Raw genomic sequence first — 21,018 nt, forward strand, 5'->3', positions numbered from 1 at the left:
ATGCGCGGCGTGACGCCTTTGCCCTGTCCTCACGTCGCGATACGAGTGCATTCGCGCCAACGACGAACCAATCGTTTCCTTGCGGGAGCGAAACAGTCCAGACGAGGCACCGAGATGGCGATCGATCCTTTTCTCCTGGTCATGGGTGTGAGCGGCACCGGCAAGAGCGCCATTGCCGCTGAGCTGGCGAAGGCGCTTGACGGCACGCTTGTCGAAGCCGATGCGCTTCATAGCCGCGAGAATATCAAGCGCATGGCCGCCGGCCTTCCCTTGACGGATGCCTTGCGCCTGCCGTGGCTGCGTGCGGTCGCCGATGCGGCGATCGCGGCGCGAGGGCAAGAGCCGGTGGTCATCGCTTGCTCTGCGCTCAAGCGAGCATACCGCGAGGTCTTGCGCTCCAAGCTTCGATCCATGACCATCGTTTATCTGACCGGAGAGCGCGATCTCATCTTTCAGCGGATGCGGGCGCGCAGCAGCCATTTCATGCCGGCCTCGCTGCTCGACAGTCAGATTGCCGACCTGGAGCCACCTGTCGGCGAACGCGAAATCACCATGGACGTCGCGCTCTTGCGGGAGGCCATCGTCGAGGCCGTGCTGAAGCGGCTCAACACGGACGGAGCAGGGTAGGGCGAATGCATGTTTCCCTCGACACGCTGAAAGGCGATGAAATTCATCCCTTCATCGACGATCTGGCCCGTCTGCGGATCACTGTCTTTCGTGCGTTTCCCTATCTCTACGATGGATCGGCCGACTATGAAGCCAGATATCTGGCGACCTACGCCCGTTCTCCCGACAGCGTCTTCGTGCTTGCGCGGGACGGTGATGAGATCGTCGGTGCAGCCACGGGCATGCCGATGGCGGATGAGACGGACGACGTTCGCGCACCGTTCAAGGCGGCTGGTCTTGATCCGGCGGAGATTTTCTATTTCGGCGAATCCGTGCTGCTTGAAGACTATCGCGGCATGGGCGTCGGCGTTGCCTTCTTCGATGAAAGGGAGGGCCATGCGCGACAGCTTGGCCGTTTCGTGTCCACCGCGTTCTGCGCTGTCCAGCGCCCCGTCGACCACCCGCGCCGTCCGGGCGGCTATGTGCCGCTCGATCGGTTCTGGGAAAAGCGGGGCTATCGTCCGGAGCCGGGGCTGGTGACCACCTTCACCTGGCAGGATCTCGACGAGGATCGGGAGAGCGCCAAGCCGATGCAGTTCTGGACCAAGCGTATCGATCAGCGCCCGCGATAGACGAAGGGGTCCGGTGTGGCTGCGGCGTCGCGTTCTGCCGCTTCGGTGAGGCCCTTTCGCAGCGGCGAACGGATACACACCGGATCGGTCGCGGCCGGATCGCCGGCAAGAGCCATGGCCTGGCAGCGGCAGCCTCCGAAATCGACATGCTTTCGCTCGCAAGAGCGGCAGGGCTCCTGCATCCAGTCGTCACCGCGGAACGCATTGAAAGCCTGACCTTCATACCAGATTTTCGAAAGGGCCCGGTCGCGGACATTGTCGAACGTCAGTGACGGGATGGTTTCGGCGGCGTGGCAGGGCAACACCTTGCCATCGGGCGCGACATTGATGCCGATCCGTCCCCAGCCGCCCATGCAGGCCTTGGGATAGGTGGAATGATGATCGGCCGGCACGTAGTCGATGACGATCACGCCCTTCAGCCGTTCACGCGCCTGCTCCACCAGCACGTTGGTCCGCTCGACCTGGGCACGGGTCGGCATGAGCGCAGTGCGGTTCTTCTCCGCCCAGCCGTGGAACTGCACGGTGGCGACCTCGATGCGCCGTGCGCCGAGGTCGACCGCGAGATCGATCATGTCGCCCAGTTCGTCCATGTTCTGCTTGTGACATACCGCATTGACGGTCAGCGGAATCCCGGTGGCGCGCACCCAGCCGGCCACCGCCATCTTGCGCTCGTATCCACCGCGATAGCCACCGACATGATCGGCCATCGTCGGCGTCGATCCCTGGATGGAGAGCTGGACGTGATCAAGCCCCGCCTCGGCGAGTTCGGCCATGCGCTTTTCGGTGAGGCCGACGCCGGAGGTGATGAGATTGGTGTAAAGCCCGCGCTCGCTCGCCGCCGCCGTCAGTTCCACGAGGTCGCGCCGCGAAGCCGGCTCGCCGCCGGACAGATGCAAATGGAGAATGCCCAGAGCGGCGGCCTGGTCGAAGATGTCGATCCACTCGGCTGTGGACAGTTCTTCCTTGATCCCGGTGAGTTCCAGCGGGTTGGAGCAGTATGGGCAGGCCAGGGGGCAGCGGTGTGTCAACTCGGCCAGCATCGCCATCGGTGGGGGTGCCTTGACGATGCGGGTGGATTCCGGGCGGTCGAGCAGGGTGGTCGTCATGCAATCACCTCCAGCATTCGGCGGTCGGCCAGTTCCTGGACGAAGGCCGCGACATCATCGGCAATGCGCTGACGTGGAGCGCCGAATTCGGCGGCGAAATCGTCGGCAATGCGGTCGAGTGAGCGCTCGCCGTCAAGCGCCTCGACGATCTTGACCGCGATCTCGTCCAGCGCCATGGCCCGCTCGGGTGCGAGCAGCACCTTCTGTCCGCGCACGGCATCCTCGCGCAGGCGCACGCCGCGGGCAAGCTTGGCGACGGTCGCGCCATCAATGGTGATGCCGCCTTCCTGCGTCATTCCGCTGGCCTCCTCATGGGCTCGTCATCCATCGTCACAGCTTCGCTGCCATCCCATCCGCCGGGCGGAATTGCAGCGGGGGTAACGTAAGCGGCATGCAGCGCATCGAGCTGAGACCAGAGAACATCGGTCTTGAAAATGAGCGCGGCGGCTGCGGCGTCCTGTTTTTCAAGCGTGTCGGCATGGTCGAGCACGTAGTTCAAACCAAAACGGACATCCTTCGGGGCCTCGTTGAGGCGCTGGCGGAAATAGGCCAGCGTCGCTTCGTTGGCGAAGGTGTAATGCTGAAGCAGGCCGGCGATGCGCTCGGTATGGATCTTTGGCGCGAACAGTTCCGTCAACGAAGCGGCGACCGCCTCCAGCATCGGCTTTTCGCGGACAAAGGCAACATAGGCATCAACGGCGAAACGGGTGGCTGGCAGCACGCCACGCGTTGACGCGACGTAGTCCGGATCAAGACCCACGGCTTCAGCCAGCACCAGCCAACGGCGGATGCCACCGCCCGCGTCGACTCCACCATCGTGGTCCTCGATGCGTGAGCGCCAGGCCCGCCGCAAATCCGGGTCCGCGCAACGCGACAGGAAGGCGGCGTCCTTCATCGGAATCCGGCTTTGGTAGTAATAGCGGTTTATCACCCAGGCACGAACCTGCGTCATTGAGCAGGCGCCGCCATGCAGACGATGATGGAATGGATGACGATCGTGATAGCGCTCGGCGCCGATGACGCGCAGGCGCTGTTCGAATTCGGCGCGCGATACGCCAGCGTTCACAGCGTCACCTCCATCCCGTCGTGACCGATCTCCATCCCTTCGGCCTCCACACGCGCCCGCTCGGCGCTCTGGCGCCAGACGGGGTTGGTGTTGTTGATGTGGACGTAGATTGTGCGCTTGATCCCCAAACCCTTCAACCCGGCCAAACTGCCGTTCGGACCATCCATGGCAATATGGCCCATGCGGCGCCCGGTCTTGGTGCCGGTGCCCGACGCGATCATTTCGTCGTCCCGGAACACCGTTCCGTCGAAAAGGACGAGGTCGGCGCCGCGTAGGCGCGCGGCCAGCGATTCCGTCACCGCCCCGCAGCCGGGAATGTAGTAAATGCGGCGTCCGGCCGCCTTCATCTCGACGCCGACAGTCTGTTCTCCTTCCAGCGCGACGTCGGGATCATCGCTCTCCATGAACAGCGGTACTTTGCCAGGAACGGCGAACAAACGCGTCTCGACCCCCTTCAACATCTCGAAAGGGGCATCGAGAGCGATCGAGCGGCGTTCGACGAAAGCCGCGTCGAGTGCTGCGAACATCGGGTTGGCTGCGATAATGTCATGCAGTCCGGCGGTGGCGTAGAGGGTGAAGGCCTGCTTTTCCCTCAGGACCAGAAGACCTGCGATATGATCGATATCGCCATTGGTGACGAGCACGGATTCCAATGGGCTGTCGCGCAGGCAGCGCGGATGCAGCTGCGCGGCGGCACCCAGTTGCTGGCGAATATCGGGAGAGGCATTCAGCAGCGCCCACGATCGCCCGTCGAGCGATACGGCGAGCGATGACTGCGTCTGCGGTTCGACACCCGAACCCACAGTGCGGGCGGCCACGCAGTTGGCGCATCCGCAATTCCACTGGGGCAGGCCGCCGCCGGCGGCTGCTCCAAGAATAAGGGCGCGGAAACGATGATCGTCGGTCACGCGCCCTCTACTTCGATGTCAGTGATCTGGTTGGCCTTCGCCTGCCGTTAAAACAGTACTGGCTCGTTGCCATCAGCCGGCGCATACCGGTTGATCTCCATGCCGCAGCTCACTTCGATGAATTTCGGTGTATGCCAAGCCATGCTTTTCCTCCGATGTTCATAGCGACAATACAAATCCATACCCGAGATGTGGGCATGTGATCTGCCAATCGCAAACATTGCACCATCAATATGGCGTCTTTGCAACGCGGGAAGGACTACGCGAGCTAGTACCTTCGTACGGCGATCGGAGAAAAGATCGCCGCCGGTTCAAACACCGAGCCATTGGCGCTGGACGTCGGTACGCGTGCGGATTTCCTGCGATGTTCCCTGCCAGGCCGTGCGGCCGCGGCCGATGATGTGAACATCGTCGGCAAGTGCCGTGGCAAATCCGAAATTCTGTTCGACCAGCACCATCGTCATGCCTTCGCGCTTCAGCTCGGCAAGCTTTTCGTGAATCTGGCGCACGATGATGGGGGCGAGACCCTCGGTTGGCTCGTCCAGGAGAAGCAGCTTGGGATTGGTCAGCAGGGCGCGAGCGATCGCCAGCATCTGCTGTTCGCCGCCGGACAGCTCATTGCCGCCGTTGGACAGGCGATTGGCAAGGTTGGGGAAAAAGGTGATGACGCGATCGAGCGTCCAAGCCGAATTCCTGGGCGCCAGCCTAGCGGCGAGTTCCAGGTTCTCGCGGACGGTGAGGGACGGGAAGATGTCGCGGGTTTCGGGAACATAGCCGATCCCCGAGCGGGCGATGTCGAATGTGCGCCGCCCGGCGATATCCTGTCCGTCGATGCGGATCTTACCCTGGCTGGCCGGCAGGAGGCCCATCACGGCCTTCATCGTCGTCGTCTTGCCCGCCCCGTTGCGGCCCAATATGGCAAGCACCCGTCCGGCGGCGGCCTTCAGTGTCAGCCCGAAGATGACCCTGGTTTCGCCATAGCCGGTGTGGAGGTCTTCGATGTCAAGCATCGACGCTGCCTCCCAGATAGATTTCGTTGACAAGACTGCTTTCGCGCGTATCGCCCGGCGTGCCTTCGAAAACGACCTCGCCATAATTGAGGACGGTCACCTGATCGGCGACGTCGAAGGCCAGGTCCATGTCGTGTTCTATGATCAGGACTGTCAGGTCGCGTGGCAAAGATTTCAGCAGATCGTGAAATGCGCGGATCATCTCGGGGCCGACGCCAGATGTCGGTTCGTCCATGAGAAGCACGCGCGGATTGGTGGCCAGTGCCAACCCCACTTCGAGCTGCCGGCGCGCGCCGTAGGAAACGGAATCGACCGGCTGGTCCAGCAGTTCACGCAGATTGACGCGGGCGGCCACTTCCTCGATGCGCTCGACGATGGCCGGATCCCTCAGCGTATCGCCCATCCGGCTGGCTGCGCCGGTCGCCGTGGCGATAGCGAGCGCCAGGTTGTCGCGGATGGTCAGGTCGTTGAAGAGATTGTTCTTCTGATAGCTGCGTGCCAGACCGCGCTTGGCGCGTGCCTCGACGCTATGTCCCGTGACGTCCTCGCCGCCAAGGCGGATGGTTCCCGATGTCGGAGAGAGCTCGCCGACGAGAATGTTGAAGAGCGTGGTCTTGCCGGCGCCGTTCGGGCCAAGAACGACGCGGCGCTCCCCCTTCTCAACCGCGATCGAGACGTCGTTGGTGACGCGGACCTGGCCAAAGGCCTTGTGAAGGTTGCGGGCTTCAAGCATGGCTTTCCTCCTGTTCGGAGGCCGCTTCCAGGGACGATTTGGCTGGAGCGACGGGTCGGCGACGGTGCATGATCATGTGCTCGATCTGCCCGTAGGCGCCCCGATTGCCGAGAACGACGACCAGGATCAGAACGATACCCACAATCATGTGCCAGTAACGCGTGAGCTCGCTGACCTCATGCTGCAGGAAGACGAAGAGGACGGCGCCGACGGCAGGCCCGACCAGGGTGCCGAGGCCGCCGAGTATGACGATGACCAGCGCTTCGCCGGACATCATCCAGCCCATCATCTGCGGGGAGACGAACATGGTCTGCTGTGCGGCGATCGTTCCGGCCAGAGCGGCAAGGGCCCCCGATATGGCAAAGGCGACTGCCTTGTAGCGACGCACCGGCAGGCCGAGCGCGCGCATGCGCCCTTCGTTGGATCTGATGCCGACGAGCGTGCGTCCAAAGCCGGAGCGCAGGACCGCAGCGGCAACGACATAGGCGAGCCCCGCAAGCACGATCGAGAACCAGGCGAATTGCATGGAATTGCCCATGTCGAGGCCAAGCCACGAAAGATCGATGCGCTCGACACCGGACAGGCCGTCGTCGCCGCCGAGCGCGCGGTTCTCGAAGACATAGACGTACACCATCTGCCCGAAGGCGAGCGTGGTCATGATGAAGAAGATGCCGCTTGTCTTCGACGTTACCGCGCCGACGAAGAGGCCGAATATCGCGCCGGCGACGATTGCGGCCGGCAGCGCGATGAGCGGCGAGATATCGTACATCGAGGTGAGAACGGCGAACACGTAGGCGCCGATGCCGAAGATCGCGCCATGGCAGAGCGAGATCATGCCGCCATAACCGGCGACAAGATCGAGGCTGATGGCCAGAATGACGAGATAGGCCGCCTCGATGATCAGTTCGCGGCCGTAGAAACCCGCAAAGCCGGTGTAGAGTGCCATGCCCGCCAGCAGCAGGACGATCGTGATCGTTTTGGTTCGGGTTTGCTGAAACATGGGCGTTACGCCTTCGCCGGAAAGAGGCCGGCCGGCCGGAAGATGAGCACCGCGGCCAGAAGGGCATAGATGGAGACGGAAGCGAGCTGGGGCGCGAGCACTGCGCCGAACGTCTGGATGAAGCCCACCATCAGCGATCCGGCGATTGCGCCCTTGAGCGATCCCAATCCACCGATGACTACGACGATCAGTGTGGGTATGAGGATTTGGGTGCCCATGTCGGGTGTCACGGACAGGACGGGCGCGGCAACGGCTCCCGCCAATCCGGCCAGCGCGCAGCCGATGCAGAAAACGATGAAGAAGAGACGTTCGACATTGATTCCGAGACAAGCGGCCATCTGGTCATTGTCGACGCCGGCGCGGATCATCGCGCCGATCTGGGTCCGCGACAACAGCACCCAGAGACCAAGCATGACGGCAAGGCCGAGGCCGATGATGAAGAGGCGGTAAGTCGGGTAGGCGACGCCGAGCAGTTCGGAGCGGCCGGTGAAGAGCGTCGGCTCGGCGATCGAGAGGGCAAGGTCTCCCCAAGTGATCCGCATCAGGTCGAGAAAAACGAATATGAGACCAAAGGTGACCAGCACCTGGCTCATCGGGCCCGCCTTGCGCATACGGCGGATGAGCCCGGTGTAGAGGACGACCCCGGCCATCGCGACGGCGAGGGGAGCAAAGACGAAGCCGCCCCAATAGGTGCCGGTCGCCGCCACGGCGCTGACAGCCGCATAGGCGCCCAGCGTATAGAGCGCGCCATGCGCGAGGTTGACGAAGTGCATCAGGCCGAAGATCACGGTCAGACCGATCGACAGCAGAAACAGCAGCATAGAAAGCTGGAGGCCGTTGAGGGCCTGGACGATCCAGAACGTCATCGATCTTTCCGCAAGTAATTGGTGCAGGCCGCGGAGGGAAAACCCCCGCGGCAGCTATCGTGTGGGAACGCGGACTATTCCAGTTCGCAGCCGTTCGGCTCGTCGCGGACAGCCTCGACGGTATCGATCAGTTCCTGGGTCAGGCCGTTCTCACCTTCGACGATGTCGTAGATGTAGACGTTCTGCACGATGTTGTTCGTGGCCGGGTCGATCTCAAGCGGACCACGCGGTCCGGTGTAGCTGACCTCGCGCAGCGCTTCCTTGATGGACTCGCGGTCGGTGGCGCCGGCCTTCACGGCTTCCACGAGCGAGCGGCCCGCGTCGTAGCCCTGAACGGCGTATTCCGAAGGCAAGCGGTCCGCAGCAGCCTGGAAGGCTTCGACGAACGCCTTGTTCTCCGGCGTGTCGAGCGTTGGAACGTAGTGCAGCGACGTCACGACGCCAACGGCGGCCGGTCCCTCGGCTTCCAGGTAGAGCTGCGAGGTCAGGAAGCCCGAACCGTAAAGCGGGGTTTCTTCCTTGATGCCGAACGAATCGTATTGCTTGACGAAGTTGATCGCTTCCGAGCCGGCGTAGAATACGAAGATCGCATCGGGATCAGCCGCCTGTGCCGTCGTCAGGTAGGGGCCAAAATCCTGTGTCTGGCCGAAGGGGGTGTAGTCCTGGCCGACGACTTCGCCGCCTGCTTCCTCGAACGCTTCCACAAAGGCGCCGATATGCTGCTGACCGGCCGCGTAGTCCGGTGCAAGCGTATAGACCGTGCGCATGCCCTGATCATAGAGCCACTGACCCATCGGCCGGTTGACCTGGGCATTGGAGAAGGAAACCCGGGTGATATAGGGGCTGCAATCCTCACCGGTTGCTTCATCGTTGCCGGCGTTGGAGACGATCAGCGGTGTCTGCGACTGGTCGACGAAGTCGCGCACGGCGCCGAGAACGCCGGACGAAACAAGACCGGTCAGAACGTCGACTTCGTCTTCCAGGATCAGCTTGCGGGTCGCCGCGACGCCGACCTGCGGCGAGGCCTCGGTGTCTTCGCGGATGATATTGAAGCGGTCGGTCATGCCGGCTTCTTCCAGCGCCAGCATGAAGCCCTGGTCGATCTCTTCGCCAAGCGAGGCGTAAACGCCGACGTAAGGCAGGATCATGCCGACGTCGATCTTTTCCTCATCCTGCGCGAATGCGGCGGAGGCCGACAGTGTCATCGCACCTGCGAGTGCGGTCGTCATGGCCAGTTTCATATGCATCTCCTCCCTGATTTTGATTTGCGAACCCTGCCAAAGGGTCGCCCGGATTGGCACGGCTGCCCAGTTTTCCCGTCACTTGCGAGAAAGCAAGGCGTTTCCTCTCACGCCAACACTCTATCCAAGCCCCTTTTCGCAATCAAGCATTATAATGCATATCAATGCGTCAGCTGTTTGAATTGAATTAAAATATTGATTTTGTTATTTTATTGTTCCCTGTTGATGATTGTGTTTCTCGAATTCGTCGAAAGAATTTAGGCATTATGTTGCAACATTGGCCGGCCGGGGGCATAGTGCGCCCCGGCTCGCGGCGGTCGTTGCAGCAGGAGAACGTCCACCGCCACCACGACACCGTTCAAGGGAGGAACATGCGTTGCTGAGGGAAAGCGCGAACGCCGCCGGCTTTTTCGTCGACAGGCATGCCGCGGGTGCGGCAGCCGACAAGCCCGCCTTCATCGAGGGCGGCGAGGCTGGTCGGTCGATAAGCTATCGTGAACTTGGCAAGGCCACGGGCCGCATGGCCGATCTCTACCGTCGGCACGGCATCGGCCGTGAAGACCGGGCTGCGATGATTGTCCTCGATACGATCGATTTCCCGATCATCTTCTGGGGCAGCCTCAAGGCGGGGGTGGTGCCCGCGCCGCTCAACACGCTGCTGTCCACCGAACTTTATGCCTTCATCCTGCGCGACAGCCGCGCGAAGGTATTGTTCGTCTCCAAGGCGCTGCTGCCCACGGTGGAGCCGGTGCTGAAGGACATGCCGTTCCTCAAGGCAGTGTTCATCGTTGGCGGCGACGGGTCGGAAGGTTATCTCGATTTTCAAGCGGAACTCGATCGCAGCCAGACGAGCGATGAAACGCTCGACGTGTCGGGCGACGAGACTGCGTTCTGGCTCTACTCGTCAGGTTCGACCGGTCAGCCCAAGGGCGTGCGGCATGTGCATTCCAGCCTGAAGGCGACCTACAACACCTATGCCGCGCAGGTTCTCGGCATACGGGAGGACGATACCGTCTTTTCCGCCGCCAAGCTCTTCTTCGCCTATGGGCTTGGCAACGGCATGACGTTTCCGATGGGCGCCGGCGCCACAGCCGTGCTTTTCGCCGGACGGCCGGTGCCGGGCGATCTGCTCGCGGTGGCCGAAAGGACACGGCCGACGATCTTTTATGGCGTGCCCACCCTCTATGCGGCGATGGTGCAAACGATGAACGGGGCGAAGCCGTCGGGCTTCGAAAAGCTGCGGCAATGCGTTTCGGCGGGCGAGGCGCTGCCGGAGGAGGTTGGCAAGCGCTGGCACCAGACCACGGGCGTGGACATTCTCGACGGGGTCGGTTCGACGGAGATGCTGCATATCTTCCTGTCCAACGCGCCCGGCGCCGTCGCCTATGGCACTTCAGGCTTTGCCGTGCCCGGATACGAACTGCGCCTGGTCGATGAGGCCGGCGCCGAAGTCGGTGTCGGAGAGGTCGGCGAGCTTCTCGTCAAGGGGCCTTCGGCGGCGGACGGCTACTGGAACCAGCGCGACAAGTCGCGTGCCACGTTCGAGGGCTACTGGACGCGGACCGGCGACAAATACGAGCGCCGCGCGGACGGCCGGCTGGTTTACTGCGGGCGCACGGACGACATGTTCAAGGTGTCCGGCATCTGGGTCTCGCCCTTCGAGATCGAACAGGCGCTGATCACCCATCCAGACGTTCTGGAGGCAGCCGTCATTGCGCAGAAGGACGAGACGGGTCTCGAAAAGCCCAAGGCATTCGTTGTTGTGAAAACCCAACCGGTACCTGCCGGGTTCAATGACGTTCTCAAGGAGCACGTCAAGGACAAGGTCGGGAAGTGGAAATATCCGCGCTGGATCGAAATCGTCGACGAGTTGCCGAAGACGGCCACCGGCAAGATTCAGCGCTTCAAACTGCGCCAGCAGGAGGTGGCTTGATCATGGCATGGCAAACGGACAGCGCAATTACAGTCACCGCCGGCGGCAAGCAGCTCGAAGCGCGTTGCTATGGTCCGCCACCCGGTGAAAGACCGACGGTCGTAATGCTCCACGAGGGCTTGGGGTCGGTCGGGCTCTGGCGTGATTTTCCAAGGAAGCTGGCGGACGAGACCGGTTGGGGCGTCTTTTGCTTCTCTCGGGCGGGATACGGCAACTCCGAGCCGGTCGATCTGCCTCGCCCGCTCGACTACATGACGCGCGAAGCCGTCGACGTCCTGCCCGATGTGCTCCATGCCATCGGGTTCAAGGAGGGCATTCTTCTCGGCCATAGCGACGGCGCGACGATCGCGGCGATCTATGGTGGCAGCGTGCAGGACCATCGCGTGCGCGGGCTTGTGCTTATCGCGCCGCATTTCTTCACCGAGCCGGAGGGGCTGGCCTCGATCGCCGAGGCCAGGAACGCCTATGGGGCGGGCCTTCGCGAAAAGCTCGCGCGCCATCACGCCGACGTCGACGTTGCCTTCAAGGGCTGGAACGATGCCTGGCTGGATCCCGGCTTCAAGGAGTGGAACGTCGAGGAGGTCATCGACTATCTGCGCATACCGGTCCTGGCGATGCAGGGGAGGAACGACCAATACGGGACGCTGAAGCAGATCGAGGCGATAGAGAGCCGCATCTATTCACCGGCCGATGTCGAGATCATCGAGGATAGCCGGCATGCGCCGTTCCTCGACCAGCCTGAAAAGACCCTCGCCGCTGTCGCGGAATTCGTGGCCCGGCTCGACAGAATCGAACACACACAAGTGGAAATGGCATGAGATTGGAAAGCTATATCGCCGGCGGTTGGGTCGCCGGCCAGGGCGAGGCACGCCCTTTCGTCAACCCAACGACCGGCGAGACCCTCGGCGAAGTTTGTGACGGCGGCATCGACGTCGCGGGTGCGCTGGATTTCGCCCGGCGCGAAGGGACGGCGGCCCTCTCTGCGTTGAGCTTTGCGGAACGTGGAAATCTCCTGCGCGCGGTTGCCGATGTGCTCACCGCCAATCGGGAGAAATATGCCGATATCGCGCGCCGCAATTCCGGCAATACCCCGACTGATGCGGCGATCGACATCGATGGCGGCATCGCGACACTCAAGGTCTATGCCCGATACGGCAAGACGCTTGGCGATGCCCGGACGATCATGGAAGCGGGCGAAGAGCAGCTTGCCAAGGAGCCTGTCTTCTACGCCCGCCACCTCTGGACGACCCGTCCGGGCGTCGCGTTGCAGATCAACGCCTTCAATTTTCCCTCCTGGGGTCTTTGGGAAAAGGTCTCGACAGCATTGCTGGCCGGTGTCGCCAGCGTTGCGAAGCCCGCCTCGGCGACCGCCTGGCTTTCCAACGAAATGGTTCGCGACGTCATTGCTGCCGACGTCCTGCCGAAAGGCGCGCTGTCACTTGTCTGCGGACGCGGTGCCGGTCTCGTCGATCATCTCGGCCCGATGGACAGCCTTGCCTTTACCGGTTCGGCCGACACGGGGCTGAAGCTGAAGTCGGGCGAGGCGCTGATGAAGAGCGGGGCGCGTGTGACGATCGAGGCCGACAGCGTCAACGCAACGATTGTCGGTCCCGATGCCGCGCCTGGCACGGTCGTCTTCGACCTGGCCGTGCGCGAAGCGGTCAAGGCGCTGTCGGTGAAGGCCGGACAGCTGTGCACCAATATTCGCCGCGTCTTCGTTTCGCGCGATCACCTTGCTGCTTTCGAAGAAGCGGTGGCGGCCAAGCTTGGCAAGATCACTGTGGGCGATCCGGCGCTGGCGACCGTGCGCATGGGGCCGCTGGTCGATGCCGCTCAGCGCGACGCGGCACTGCAAGGCATCGCGACGCTGGCAAGGGAAGCCAAGATTGTCACGGGGGGCGAGATCGGTGCGGCGGAAGGCGCCGACGCCAAGGCCGGTGCGTTTCTCCAGCCGACGCTCCTGCGTTGCGACGATGCGGCATCGGCCCGTGCGGTTCACGAAACCGAAGTGTTCGGTCCGTGCGCCACGGTCATGGCCTATGATGGTATCGACCAGGCTGCGGCACTTGCCGCGAAGGGGGAAGGGTCGCTGGCGCTCAGCCTTTTCTCGAACGACGCCGACGTTCAGAAGCGAGTGGCCGACACCCTCGGGCCGTGGCACGGGCGGATGTTGCTGGTTGATGAGACCGTGGGCAAGAATCACACAGGCCACTCCATCGTCATGCCGCAATGCGTTCATGGCGGTCCAGGACGGGCAGGCGGCGGCGAGGAGCTGGGTGGCCTGCGCGGCCTGCGCTTCCATATGCAGCGATCGGCGGTTCAGGGCTCACCCGCGTTGATGAAAGCACTTAGTGACGATGCCGCCGAAGCCGCTCTGTGAGGCGGATGCTTTTCGCACGGCCCACGATTGGCCGCTGCCCGGGGAGCCCTATCTTCCCGGACTGACGGCTCGCCCATCGGGCGCTGACGACGTGCATAGGGTGGCCGATCTGGCGCCCGACCCGACAGACGCACAGGCATGGCGCGCAAATGCGCCATACCTTGCCGGCTTTCGGCTCTACAATGCGGGGTTCGGCTGGGAGGCGCATGAGGTCTGGGAGCCGGTGTGGATGCATGCGCGCTCGCACAGCGCGGAGCGCTATATGGTGCAGGGCCTGATCCAGCTCGCCAATGCGCGGCTGAAATGGACGATGGGCCGCACCAACGCCTCGGTCCGACTTGCCGGGATCGCGCGGGAGTGTTTGCTGCAGGCCCGCTTTGCCTCGACCGATGCCCTGGTGATGGGGGTTGATCTGGAGAAGCTGGTTATGACTCTCGACGCCGCAGGTGCAGTGGAATTGCCGAATGTGCATTATAATGCATAAATTGGTGACGAGATCGGGAACTTTATCCCCCTAGGCGACTGTTTTCTCCGCGCAGGGTCTGGACATGATGCATTAAATTGCACTATGAGATGGTCAACGCATTCAGAGGAGGGCATTCAAGTGTCCAAACGCATCGATTTTCAGGTCGACCCGGAAAACTACCGTCACTGGCGCGTCGACTATGAGGGCGACGTCGCGAAGCTTTACATGGACGTCGACGAGAAGGGTGGTCTGTTCGATGGATATGAACTGAAGCTCAACTCTTACGATCTCGGCGTGGATATCGAACTCTCGGATATCGTGCAGCGCATGCGCTTCGAGCATCCGGAAGTGAAGGCAATCGTCCTTCAGTCCGGCAAGGAACGTGTTTTCTGCGCCGGTGCGAACATCCGGATGCTTGGCGGAGCTGCGCACTCCCACAAGGTGAACTTCTGCAAGTTCACGAATGAGACGCGCAACACGTTCGAAGCTGCCGGACAGGAGTCCGGCCAGCACTACATCTGCGCGGTCAGGGGTGCCTGCGCCGGTGGGGGCTACGAACTGGCGCTTGCTTGCGACCACATCATCCTGGCCGATGACGGCTCGTCCAATGTGGCGCTGCCGGAAGTGCCGCTTCTGGCGGTGTTGCCGGGAACGGGCGGCCTGACGCGCGTCACCGACAAGCGCAAGGTTCGCCGGGACCGGGCCGATGTCTTCTGCTCGATCGAAGAGGGCGTGAAGGGCAAGCGCGCGGCGGAATGGAACCTCGTCGATGAAGTCGTCGCCAATTCCAGGTTCGATGAAACGATTGCCGAACGTGCAAAGGAATTTGCCGCGCGGTCAACGCGGGCGGCGGCGAGCGAGGGCGTCAAGCTGACGCCGCTCAAGCGCACCTTCAACGACAACGGCGTCACTTACTCCACGATCGAGGTCGATATCGAGCGCGAGAAGGGCCTGGTCACGATCACCATCAAGGGACCGGACGGCGATGCGCCGGCCTCGATCGATGCGATCGCGGCCGAAGGCGCGGATGCCTGGATCCTGCGTGCGGCCCGTGAACTCGATGATGCGATCCTGCATCTGCGTTTGAACGAACTGGAACTCGGCACCTGGGTCATCCGCAGCCAGGGCGATCCAGCAGCGGTCCTTGCCCATGAAAAGGTTGTCACCGACAATGCCGATCATTGGCTGGCGAACGAAATCCTGCTCTACTGGAAGCGTGTGCTGAAGCGCCTCGACGTCACGTCCCGGTCGCTTGTCGCGCTGGTCGAGCCGGGCTCCTGCTTTGCCGGCGTCCTGGCCGAAGTTCTCTTTGCGGTCGACCGTTCCTATATGGCCGAAGGGGATTTCGAAGGCGACAACCGGCATGTCGCGGCGATCACGCTCAGCGACAACAATTTCGGCCGGTTCCCAATGGCGAACGACCTCACGCGTCTGCAGACCCGCTTTCTCGGAGAGCCGGGGAAGGTGGACGAAGCCAAGGGCCGTATCGGCGAAACACTGGAAGCATACGATGCCAACGAACTCGGCCTCGTGACCTATTGCTTCGACGATATCGACTGGGAAGACGAAGTTCGCATCTTCCTGGAAGAGCGCACCTCATTCTCTCCGGATGCGATGACCGGCATGGAAGCCAATCTGCGCTTCCCCGGCCCGGAGACAATGGAAACAAGAATTTTTGGACGGCTTACGGCTTGGCAGAACTGGATTTTCCAGAGGCCGAATGCCGTTGGCGAGAACGGAGCCCTGCAGCGCTACGGAACCGGTGTCCGCGGCGATTACGATATGCGCAGGGTGTGACTGCTGACTGGTAAGTAGTGAATAGCGAACGGGTGAGAGCGAATTAGGTGCGTCTGTGACGCGCTCGTGAGTTGGCGAAGACGTGAAGAACAATTTCTTCAAAGCGCGCTTCACCGTTCACTATTCATCATTCACCCCAGAAACGGGAGATATCAATGCTTGATCTCATCAACGTCGCCTACGATACGCAGATTCCCAACAATGTCGGTCTGTCTTCCGACAAACGCGTCCTCAAGGCGCTGGAAAAGTGGCATCCAGGCTATATCAACTGGTGGAACGACCTGGGTCCGGACGGCTTTCAGGAAAGCCTCGTCTACCTGCGCACAGCCGTATCGGTCGATCCGAAGGGCTGGGCGAAGTTCGACTACGTGAAGATGCCAGAATACCGCTGGGGCATCCTGCTTGCGCCGCAGGCCGAGGGCCGGACCATTCCGTGCGGCGAGCACGTCGGTCAACCGGCCTGGCAGGAAGTGCCGGGCGAATACCGCAACATGCTCAAGCGCCTGATCGTCATCCAGGGCGATACGGAGCCGGCATCGGTCGAGCAGCAGCGCCATCTCGGGAAGACCGCGCCATCGCTTTACGACATGCGCAACCTGTTCCAGGTCAACGTCGAGGAAGGCCGGCACCTTTGGGCGATGGTCTATCTTCTGCAGAAGTATTTCGGTGCCGACGGGCGCGAGGAAGCGGACGACCTGCTTCGCCGCACCTCCGGCTCGGAAGAAGCGCCGCGCATGCTCGGTGCCTTCAACGAGGCAACGCCGGATTGGCTGTCCTTCTTCATGTTCACCTACTTCACCGACCGTGACGGCAAGATGCAGCTGGAATCGCTCGCGCAGTCGGGCTTCGATCCGCTGTCGCGCACCTGCCGCTTCATGCTGACGGAAGAGGCGCACCACATGTTCGTCGGGGAGACCGGCGTCGGCCGCGTCATCCAGGCGACATGCGAGGCGATGAAGGAAGCCGGCATCGATGATCCCTACGACATCGAGAAGGTGCGCGCGCTCGGCGTCATCGACCTGCCGACGATCCAGAAGAAGCTCAACCTGCACTATTCGCTGTCGCTCGATCTGTTTGGCTCGGAAGTCTCGACAAATGCCGCGAATGCCTTCAATGCAGGCATCAAGGGCCGGTATCAGGAAGCCAAGATCGACGACGATCACCAGCTTCACAGCGATACCTACCCGGTCATCCAGCTCAAGGACGGCAAGATCGTCTGGGAAGACGTGCCGGCTCTGTCGGCGATCAACATGCGTCTTCGTGACGACTATGTCCGCGACGCGTCGGGTGGCGTGAAGCGCTGGAACGCGACGATCGAAAAGACTGGCGTCCAGTTCGAGATGAAGATGCCGCACCAGGGCTTCTATCGTCACATTGGCGTCTTCGCGGACGCCAACGTCGATCCCGACGGTGCGATCATCTCCAAGGAAGAGTGGGATGCGAAGAAGGACGAGTGGCTGCCGACCAAGGCCGATGGCGATTTCATTCAGTCGCTGATGAAGCCTGTCTGGGAGCCCGGCAAGTTCGCCAGCTGGATCGCACCGCCGCGCGTCGGCATCGACAACAAGCCGGGCGACTTCGAATACGTCAAACTTCACATGGCTTGAGACATTGCGCTCCGCCGTCATTCTCTCTTGTTTTGAGGGTGACGGCGGGGGCGCGGGTTTCGATTTCTGCAAATGGTCGGGACGTGCCCGATCATGACGGCGGCGAAAGAGTTTCGGCCGCTCTTACCCAGAGTGCCAGGCGCATAGCCGTCTTGCGCCAAATGCCCAATATGGCGAGGGTCCTGTCCCATGAACGCACCGCTGAAACAGCATCTGATCGATCCGGAAATCTGCATCCGCTGCTATACGTGCGAGGAGGCATGCCCCGTCGATGCGATCACGCATAACGAGGACAATGTGGTCGTCGATGCGTCTAAATGTGATTTCTGCATGAGTTGCATCGCGCCGTGCCCCACCGGATCGATCGACAATTGGCGCGTCGTTCTCGAGCCCTATTCGCTCGAGGAGCAGATGGAGTGGATGGAGCTTCCCGAACAGGCGGAGATCGCAAAGCCGGAAGGCAGCGACCAGGACGGCGGCGACATTGAAGCGCTGGAAGATTCCGTCGAACGGCTTCTGGCCGAAGCCCATGCAGGCGCCGGAGGCAAGGCCAAGGCGCCGGCGACAGCAACAAAGCCGTCGATCAACCTCTACAATCTCAAGAAGCCCGCAACGGCGACCGTGCAGGGCAACTACCGACTGACTAGCGAGGGCGCCGACAGCGATGTGCGCCATATCATTCTCGATCTCGGCAATCAGCATTTCCCTGTGCTGGAAGGCCAGAGCGTCGGTATCCAGCCGCCTGGAACAGATGAGAACGGCAACCCGTATCTGCCGCGTCTCTATTCCATATCGAGCCCGCGCGACGGCGAACGGCCGAACACCAACAACCTTTCGCTCACGGTCAAACGGGAGGAGCATGGTGTCTGCTCCAACTACGTCTGCGATCTGAAGAAGGGCGACGAGGTCAAGCTGACGGGACCGTTTGGCGCAACGTTCCTGATGCCGAACGATCCGCAGGCCAACATCGTGATGATCTGCACCGGAACGGGCTCGGCGCCGTTCCGCGCCTTCACGATGCGTCGCCAGCGCACGGCCGGAGAAGGGGGCGCGATGATGCGGCTCTTCTTCGGGGCGCGTACCTCGGACGCTCTTCCGTATTTCGGTCCGCTGAAGAAGGTGCCGGACACGGTGCTGGAAAAGCATCTCGTGTTCTCGCGTGCCGAAGCCGTGGAAAAGGAATATGTGCAGGACCGGATGCTGAAGCAGAAGGCCTCGCTTGCCGAACTCATCCGGGCCGACGACACGCATGTCTACGTCTGTGGCCTGAAGGCGATGGAAGAGGGCGTCGAGGCGGCGTTTCAGGCGATTGCCGATGAAGCGGGCAGCGACTGGCATGCCATCCGCGACGCGATGCGCGAGAGCGGCCGCTATCATGTCGAGACCTACTGAGGATGGCCGAATCCGGGGACAGGTTCGTCCATGACATCACCGTGCGCTGGTCCGACTGCGATCCCGCGAATATCGCCTATACCGGCCGGATACCGAATTTCGCGCTGGAAGCGATCGACGCATGGTGGGCGGCAAAGATCGGAATTGACTGGTTCGAGCTTAACCTCGACCGCAACACCGGAACGCCGTTCGTCAAGCTGTCGATGGAATTCCTTTCGCCGATCACCCCGCGGCACACATTGCGCTGCACGGTGCGGCTGACCAAACTCGGGCGGACGGCGATGACCTTCGCCGTCGATGGTCATCAGGACGGTAAGGCATCATTTGCCGGGGAGTTTGTCTGCGTGGCCGTTCAGGCCGATCGCTTCAAGGCAACGCCGCTGCCCGAGGACATGCGGCTTACCATGGAGAGCCTGGTCGATGCTGAAGGGTAATCGTCGCGGCTGATATTGCGTGTGATGCAATATAATGCATAATTGACGCGTGCATTCAGATTCGCATGCAGTATGGTTCGTGTCAATGGACGAGATCGTTACTTTCGGCGGGACGGTTACATCGCTGGAGCGGGCACGCTCCGTAGAAGACGAATCGACACGATTCCTCGAAATGGTCGGCGAGCGGGTGCGGGCCGCGCGCTCGCGCAAGAACATCTCTCGCAAGGTGCTCTCGGAAATGTCGGGCGTGTCGCAGCGCTATCTCGCCCAACTCGAGAGCGGCACCGGCAACATCTCCATCATCCTCCTGCGGCGTGTCGCCGACGCGCTCGACCACCGGATCGAATGGCTGGTGGGCGAGGAAGACCCCTATACGTCCGAAGTGCATTCGGTCACCTCGCTCTACCGACAGGCGACGAGCGAGCAGCGCATGCGCGTTCTGGAGATACTGGATCCGGAAAATCCCAATCTGCGACGTTCGGGACGCATCGCGTTCATCGGGCTGCGCGGGGCAGGAAAATCGACGATCGGACGACTCGTTGCCGATCAGCGGCACATGCCGTTTCTCGAACTCAACGAGGAGATCGAGCAAGCCAGCGGCATGCCGGTCAATGAGGTCATCGCTCTTTACGGCCAGGAGGGCTATCGCCGGTTGGAGCGGCAATCGGTCGAGCGGATCGCTGCGACCTATGATTCGATCGTCCTTGCCGTTGCCGGAGGCATCGTCTCGGAGCCGGAAACCTTCAATTATCTCTTGCGGCACTATCACACGATCTGGCTGAAGGCGCGGCCGGAAGAGCACATGGGAAGAGTGAGAGCGCAAGGGGACGAACGTCCCATGGCCGGCAACCCGGCGGCGATGGAAGAACTGCGCAACATCCTGATGAGCCGCGAAGCGCTCTATGCGCGGGCCGAGGCCGAAATCAACACCAGCGGCAAGGGTGTGCCGGAAACCCTGGCCGCCGTCTCCGAGATTGTCGACAAGCGCGGTTTCCTAAAGAACTGATCACCGCCCCCTGAAGGTGGCTTGCCGCTTTTCGAGGAAAGCCAGAACGCCCTCGCGATAGTCGCTCGTCTTGCCGGCAAGGCCTTGCAGACGCGCTTCTTCAGCCAGATAAGTTTCGAAATCGCTGGTATGCGCTGCCTGCACTGCCTTCTTGATCGCGCCATAGGCAGCGGTCGGTCCCTCGGCGAGGGCAGTGGTCAATGCATCGATCTCGTCGGTCAGATTGGCGCTTGGAACGGATTTGAAGGCGAGGCCCGCCTCGACCGCCTCTCGGCCGGTCAGCGTCCCGCCGGTAAGCATCAGGCCGCGTGCCCGTGCCGGTCCCAGCGCCTGCACAAGGGCAAAACCGGCGCCGGCATCGACCGAAAGCCCGACCTTGGCAAAGGAGAGGATGAAGCGTGCATCGTCAGCGGCCAGGATGATGTCGGCCGCCAGGGCGATGGCTGCGCCAGCGCCTGCCGCGACACCAGAGACGGCAACCACCACCGGTTTTTCCATCTCGCGCATCAAGCGCACGACCGGATGAAAGAGGCGCGTCTGAATGGCTTCCAGATCGAATGGTTCAGCATGCTTGCGCGGATCTCGATCGGCCAGATCCTGCCCCGCGCAAAATGCCTTGCCGGCGCCGGTAAGGAGTACTGCGCGCACTGTCTGGTCTTGTTGCGCGGCCTTGAGGGCATCTGCCAGTTGGATCAGCAGGGCCTCGGTCAAGGCGTTCAGCTTCTGAGGTCTGTTCAGCGTGATTGCGGTGAGGGCGCCGCGCTGTTCCACAAGGATTGGTGGCGCTGTTTCGGGTGTATCGCTAAACGTCGTCATAAAGCGCCGCGTTTCCTCG

At 62.0% G+C, this 21,018-nt stretch carries 23 protein-coding genes; 12 read left to right on the forward strand and 11 right to left on the reverse strand.

Going from position 1 to position 21,018, the window contains the following annotated elements; genetic code table 11:
- Together CN673_RS01145 and CN673_RS01150 are read left to right on the forward strand one after the other, a co-directional pair.
- Nucleotides 1–627 carry a gluconokinase gene (locus CN673_RS01145; protein WP_503128204.1) on the forward strand — a complete coding sequence of 209 codons (627 nt, stop codon included), beginning with the start codon at nucleotides 1–3 and terminating at the stop codon, nucleotides 625–627.
- A gap of 5 nt (nucleotides 628–632) precedes the next feature.
- Nucleotides 633–1,238 carry a GNAT family N-acetyltransferase gene (locus CN673_RS01150; RefSeq protein WP_099864190.1) on the forward strand — a complete coding sequence of 202 codons (606 nt, stop codon included), beginning with the start codon at nucleotides 633–635 and terminating at the stop codon, nucleotides 1,236–1,238.
- On the opposite strand, the gene pqqE is transcribed toward CN673_RS01150, so the two are convergent.
- The 3 genes from pqqE to pqqC are packed head-to-tail and all read right to left on the reverse strand — an operon-like array spanning nucleotide 1,223 to nucleotide 3,371.
- A complete protein-coding gene (pqqE, locus tag CN673_RS01155; protein WP_099864193.1) occupies nucleotides 1,223–2,344 on the reverse strand; it encodes a pyrroloquinoline quinone biosynthesis protein PqqE in 1,122 nt (373 codons plus the stop codon). The genes CN673_RS01150 and pqqE overlap by 16 nt on opposite strands.
- A complete protein-coding gene (pqqD, locus tag CN673_RS01160) occupies nucleotides 2,341–2,640 on the reverse strand; it encodes a pyrroloquinoline quinone biosynthesis peptide chaperone PqqD (protein WP_099864196.1) in 300 nt (99 codons plus the stop codon). The genes pqqE and pqqD overlap by 4 nt, the downstream gene beginning before the upstream one ends.
- Complete coding sequence (gene pqqC / locus CN673_RS01165) at nucleotides 2,637–3,371, reverse strand: pyrroloquinoline-quinone synthase PqqC (RefSeq protein ID WP_245409772.1); 735 nt, start codon at nucleotides 3,369–3,371, stop codon at nucleotides 2,637–2,639. The genes pqqD and pqqC overlap by 4 nt, the downstream gene beginning before the upstream one ends.
- Between pqqC and CN673_RS21420 the strand changes: the two genes are divergently transcribed.
- The gene (locus CN673_RS21420) at nucleotides 3,312–3,434 is read left to right on the forward strand and encodes a hypothetical protein (RefSeq protein WP_280951161.1); all 123 of its coding nucleotides are present in this window, start codon (nucleotides 3,312–3,314) and stop codon (nucleotides 3,432–3,434) included. The genes pqqC and CN673_RS21420 overlap by 60 nt on opposite strands.
- On the opposite strand, the gene pqqB is transcribed toward CN673_RS21420, so the two are convergent.
- From pqqB to CN673_RS01200, 7 genes are all read right to left on the reverse strand, one after another.
- A complete protein-coding gene (gene pqqB / locus CN673_RS01170) occupies nucleotides 3,407–4,318 on the reverse strand; it encodes a pyrroloquinoline quinone biosynthesis protein PqqB (RefSeq protein WP_099864202.1) in 912 nt (303 codons plus the stop codon). The two genes, CN673_RS21420 and pqqB, sit on opposite strands and share 28 nt — an antisense overlap.
- A 47-nt stretch (nucleotides 4,319–4,365) precedes the next feature.
- Nucleotides 4,366–4,461, reverse strand: coding sequence for a pyrroloquinoline quinone precursor peptide PqqA (pqqA, locus tag CN673_RS01175; protein WP_099864205.1), 96 nt, complete (start codon nucleotides 4,459–4,461; stop codon nucleotides 4,366–4,368).
- A gap of 168 nt (nucleotides 4,462–4,629) precedes the next feature.
- Nucleotides 4,630–5,328: an ABC transporter ATP-binding protein gene (locus CN673_RS01180; RefSeq protein ID WP_099864208.1), complete on the reverse strand. Its 699-nt coding sequence runs from the start codon at nucleotides 5,326–5,328 to the stop codon at nucleotides 4,630–4,632.
- Complete coding sequence (locus CN673_RS01185) at nucleotides 5,321–6,061, reverse strand: ABC transporter ATP-binding protein (RefSeq protein ID WP_099864211.1); 741 nt, start codon at nucleotides 6,059–6,061, stop codon at nucleotides 5,321–5,323. The genes CN673_RS01180 and CN673_RS01185 overlap by 8 nt, the downstream gene beginning before the upstream one ends.
- Nucleotides 6,054–7,061, reverse strand: a complete 1,008-nt coding sequence (locus tag CN673_RS01190; RefSeq protein WP_099864214.1) for a branched-chain amino acid ABC transporter permease — start codon at nucleotides 7,059–7,061, stop codon at nucleotides 6,054–6,056. Before CN673_RS01190 ends, CN673_RS01185 begins: the two co-directional genes overlap by 8 nt.
- Nucleotides 7,062–7,066: 5 nt before the next feature.
- Nucleotides 7,067–7,927 carry a branched-chain amino acid ABC transporter permease gene (locus tag CN673_RS01195; RefSeq protein WP_099864217.1) on the reverse strand — a complete coding sequence of 287 codons (861 nt, stop codon included), beginning with the start codon at nucleotides 7,925–7,927 and terminating at the stop codon, nucleotides 7,067–7,069.
- 74 nt (nucleotides 7,928–8,001) lie between these two features.
- Entirely contained in the window at nucleotides 8,002–9,168 is a 1,167-nt protein-coding gene (locus tag CN673_RS01200) for an ABC transporter substrate-binding protein (RefSeq protein WP_099864972.1), read from the reverse strand.
- Between the two features lie 376 nt (nucleotides 9,169–9,544).
- Here CN673_RS01200 and CN673_RS01205 point away from each other — a divergent pair, with 376 nt between their 5' ends.
- The 9 genes from CN673_RS01205 (at nucleotide 9,545) to CN673_RS01245 (ending at nucleotide 20,183) form a co-directional block, all read left to right on the forward strand.
- Nucleotides 9,545–11,101: a benzoate-CoA ligase family protein gene (locus CN673_RS01205; protein ID WP_099864220.1), complete on the forward strand. Its 1,557-nt coding sequence runs from the start codon at nucleotides 9,545–9,547 to the stop codon at nucleotides 11,099–11,101.
- 2 nt (nucleotides 11,102–11,103) lie between these two features.
- Complete coding sequence (locus CN673_RS01210) at nucleotides 11,104–11,919, forward strand: alpha/beta fold hydrolase (RefSeq protein ID WP_099864222.1); 816 nt, start codon at nucleotides 11,104–11,106, stop codon at nucleotides 11,917–11,919.
- On the forward strand, nucleotides 11,916–13,481 hold the full coding sequence (locus tag CN673_RS01215; protein ID WP_099864224.1) for a 3,4-dehydroadipyl-CoA semialdehyde dehydrogenase: 1,566 nt from the start codon (nucleotides 11,916–11,918) through the stop codon (nucleotides 13,479–13,481). The genes CN673_RS01210 and CN673_RS01215 overlap by 4 nt, the downstream gene beginning before the upstream one ends.
- Nucleotides 13,459–13,965, forward strand: a complete 507-nt coding sequence (locus tag CN673_RS01220) for a DUF309 domain-containing protein (protein WP_245409773.1) — start codon at nucleotides 13,459–13,461, stop codon at nucleotides 13,963–13,965. Before CN673_RS01215 ends, CN673_RS01220 begins: the two co-directional genes overlap by 23 nt.
- An 84-nt stretch (nucleotides 13,966–14,049) precedes the next feature.
- Nucleotides 14,050–15,744 (forward strand): 2,3-epoxybenzoyl-CoA dihydrolase, encoded by a 1,695-nt coding sequence (boxC, locus tag CN673_RS01225; RefSeq protein ID WP_099864226.1) that lies wholly within the window; start codon nucleotides 14,050–14,052, stop codon nucleotides 15,742–15,744.
- A gap of 155 nt (nucleotides 15,745–15,899) precedes the next feature.
- Complete coding sequence (gene boxB, locus CN673_RS01230) at nucleotides 15,900–17,351, forward strand: benzoyl-CoA 2,3-epoxidase subunit BoxB (RefSeq protein WP_099864229.1); 1,452 nt, start codon at nucleotides 15,900–15,902, stop codon at nucleotides 17,349–17,351.
- A 189-nt stretch (nucleotides 17,352–17,540) separates the two neighbouring features.
- Nucleotides 17,541–18,743, forward strand: coding sequence for a benzoyl-CoA 2,3-epoxidase subunit BoxA (boxA, locus tag CN673_RS01235; RefSeq protein ID WP_099864231.1), 1,203 nt, complete (start codon nucleotides 17,541–17,543; stop codon nucleotides 18,741–18,743).
- A gap of 2 nt (nucleotides 18,744–18,745) precedes the next feature.
- Entirely contained in the window at nucleotides 18,746–19,177 is a 432-nt protein-coding gene (locus tag CN673_RS01240) for an acyl-CoA thioesterase (protein WP_099864233.1), read from the forward strand.
- Nucleotides 19,178–19,262: 85 nt separating this feature from the next.
- The gene (locus CN673_RS01245; protein ID WP_099864235.1) at nucleotides 19,263–20,183 is read left to right on the forward strand and encodes a helix-turn-helix transcriptional regulator; all 921 of its coding nucleotides are present in this window, start codon (nucleotides 19,263–19,265) and stop codon (nucleotides 20,181–20,183) included.
- On the opposite strand, the gene CN673_RS01250 is transcribed toward CN673_RS01245, so the two are convergent.
- Nucleotides 20,184–20,999, reverse strand: a complete 816-nt coding sequence (locus CN673_RS01250; RefSeq protein WP_099864237.1) for an enoyl-CoA hydratase-related protein — start codon at nucleotides 20,997–20,999, stop codon at nucleotides 20,184–20,186.
- Between the last annotated feature and the right edge of the window lie 19 nt (nucleotides 21,000–21,018).

The organism is Neopararhizobium haloflavum (assembly GCF_002750855.1).
Classification (GTDB): domain Bacteria; phylum Pseudomonadota; class Alphaproteobacteria; order Rhizobiales; family Rhizobiaceae; genus Georhizobium; species Georhizobium haloflavum.

What these genes read in the sequence shown, in the direction of transcription:
- CN673_RS01145 (WP_503128204.1), top strand. Translation starts at nt 1, where the DNA reads ATGCGCGGCGTGACGCCTTTGCCCTGTCCTCACGTCGCGATACGAGTG.
- CN673_RS01150 (WP_099864190.1), top strand. Translation starts at nt 633, where the DNA reads ATGCATGTTTCCCTCGACACGCTGAAAGGCGATGAAATTCATCCCTTC.
- pqqE (WP_099864193.1), bottom strand. Translation starts at nt 2,344, where the DNA reads ATGACGACCACCCTGCTCGACCGCCCGGAATCCACCCGCATCGTCAAG.
- pqqD (WP_099864196.1), bottom strand. Translation starts at nt 2,640, where the DNA reads ATGACGCAGGAAGGCGGCATCACCATTGATGGCGCGACCGTCGCCAAG.
- CN673_RS21420 (WP_280951161.1), top strand. Translation starts at nt 3,312, where the DNA reads ATGCAGACGATGATGGAATGGATGACGATCGTGATAGCGCTCGGCGCC.
- pqqA (WP_099864205.1), bottom strand. Translation starts at nt 4,461, where the DNA reads ATGGCTTGGCATACACCGAAATTCATCGAAGTGAGCTGCGGCATGGAG.
- CN673_RS01180 (WP_099864208.1), bottom strand. Translation starts at nt 5,328, where the DNA reads ATGCTTGACATCGAAGACCTCCACACCGGCTATGGCGAAACCAGGGTC.
- CN673_RS01185 (WP_099864211.1), bottom strand. Translation starts at nt 6,061, where the DNA reads ATGCTTGAAGCCCGCAACCTTCACAAGGCCTTTGGCCAGGTCCGCGTC.
- CN673_RS01190 (WP_099864214.1), bottom strand. Translation starts at nt 7,061, where the DNA reads ATGTTTCAGCAAACCCGAACCAAAACGATCACGATCGTCCTGCTGCTG.
- CN673_RS01195 (WP_099864217.1), bottom strand. Translation starts at nt 7,927, where the DNA reads ATGACGTTCTGGATCGTCCAGGCCCTCAACGGCCTCCAGCTTTCTATG.
- CN673_RS01200 (WP_099864972.1), bottom strand. Translation starts at nt 9,168, where the DNA reads ATGAAACTGGCCATGACGACCGCACTCGCAGGTGCGATGACACTGTCG.
- CN673_RS01210 (WP_099864222.1), top strand. Translation starts at nt 11,104, where the DNA reads ATGGCATGGCAAACGGACAGCGCAATTACAGTCACCGCCGGCGGCAAG.
- CN673_RS01215 (WP_099864224.1), top strand. Translation starts at nt 11,916, where the DNA reads ATGAGATTGGAAAGCTATATCGCCGGCGGTTGGGTCGCCGGCCAGGGC.
- CN673_RS01220 (WP_245409773.1), top strand. Translation starts at nt 13,459, where the DNA reads ATGCCGCCGAAGCCGCTCTGTGAGGCGGATGCTTTTCGCACGGCCCAC.
- boxC (WP_099864226.1), top strand. Translation starts at nt 14,050, where the DNA reads ATGAGATGGTCAACGCATTCAGAGGAGGGCATTCAAGTGTCCAAACGC.
- boxB (WP_099864229.1), top strand. Translation starts at nt 15,900, where the DNA reads ATGCTTGATCTCATCAACGTCGCCTACGATACGCAGATTCCCAACAAT.
- boxA (WP_099864231.1), top strand. Translation starts at nt 17,541, where the DNA reads ATGAACGCACCGCTGAAACAGCATCTGATCGATCCGGAAATCTGCATC.
- CN673_RS01240 (WP_099864233.1), top strand. Translation starts at nt 18,746, where the DNA reads ATGGCCGAATCCGGGGACAGGTTCGTCCATGACATCACCGTGCGCTGG.
- CN673_RS01245 (WP_099864235.1), top strand. Translation starts at nt 19,263, where the DNA reads ATGGACGAGATCGTTACTTTCGGCGGGACGGTTACATCGCTGGAGCGG.
- CN673_RS01250 (WP_099864237.1), bottom strand. Translation starts at nt 20,999, where the DNA reads ATGACGACGTTTAGCGATACACCCGAAACAGCGCCACCAATCCTTGTG.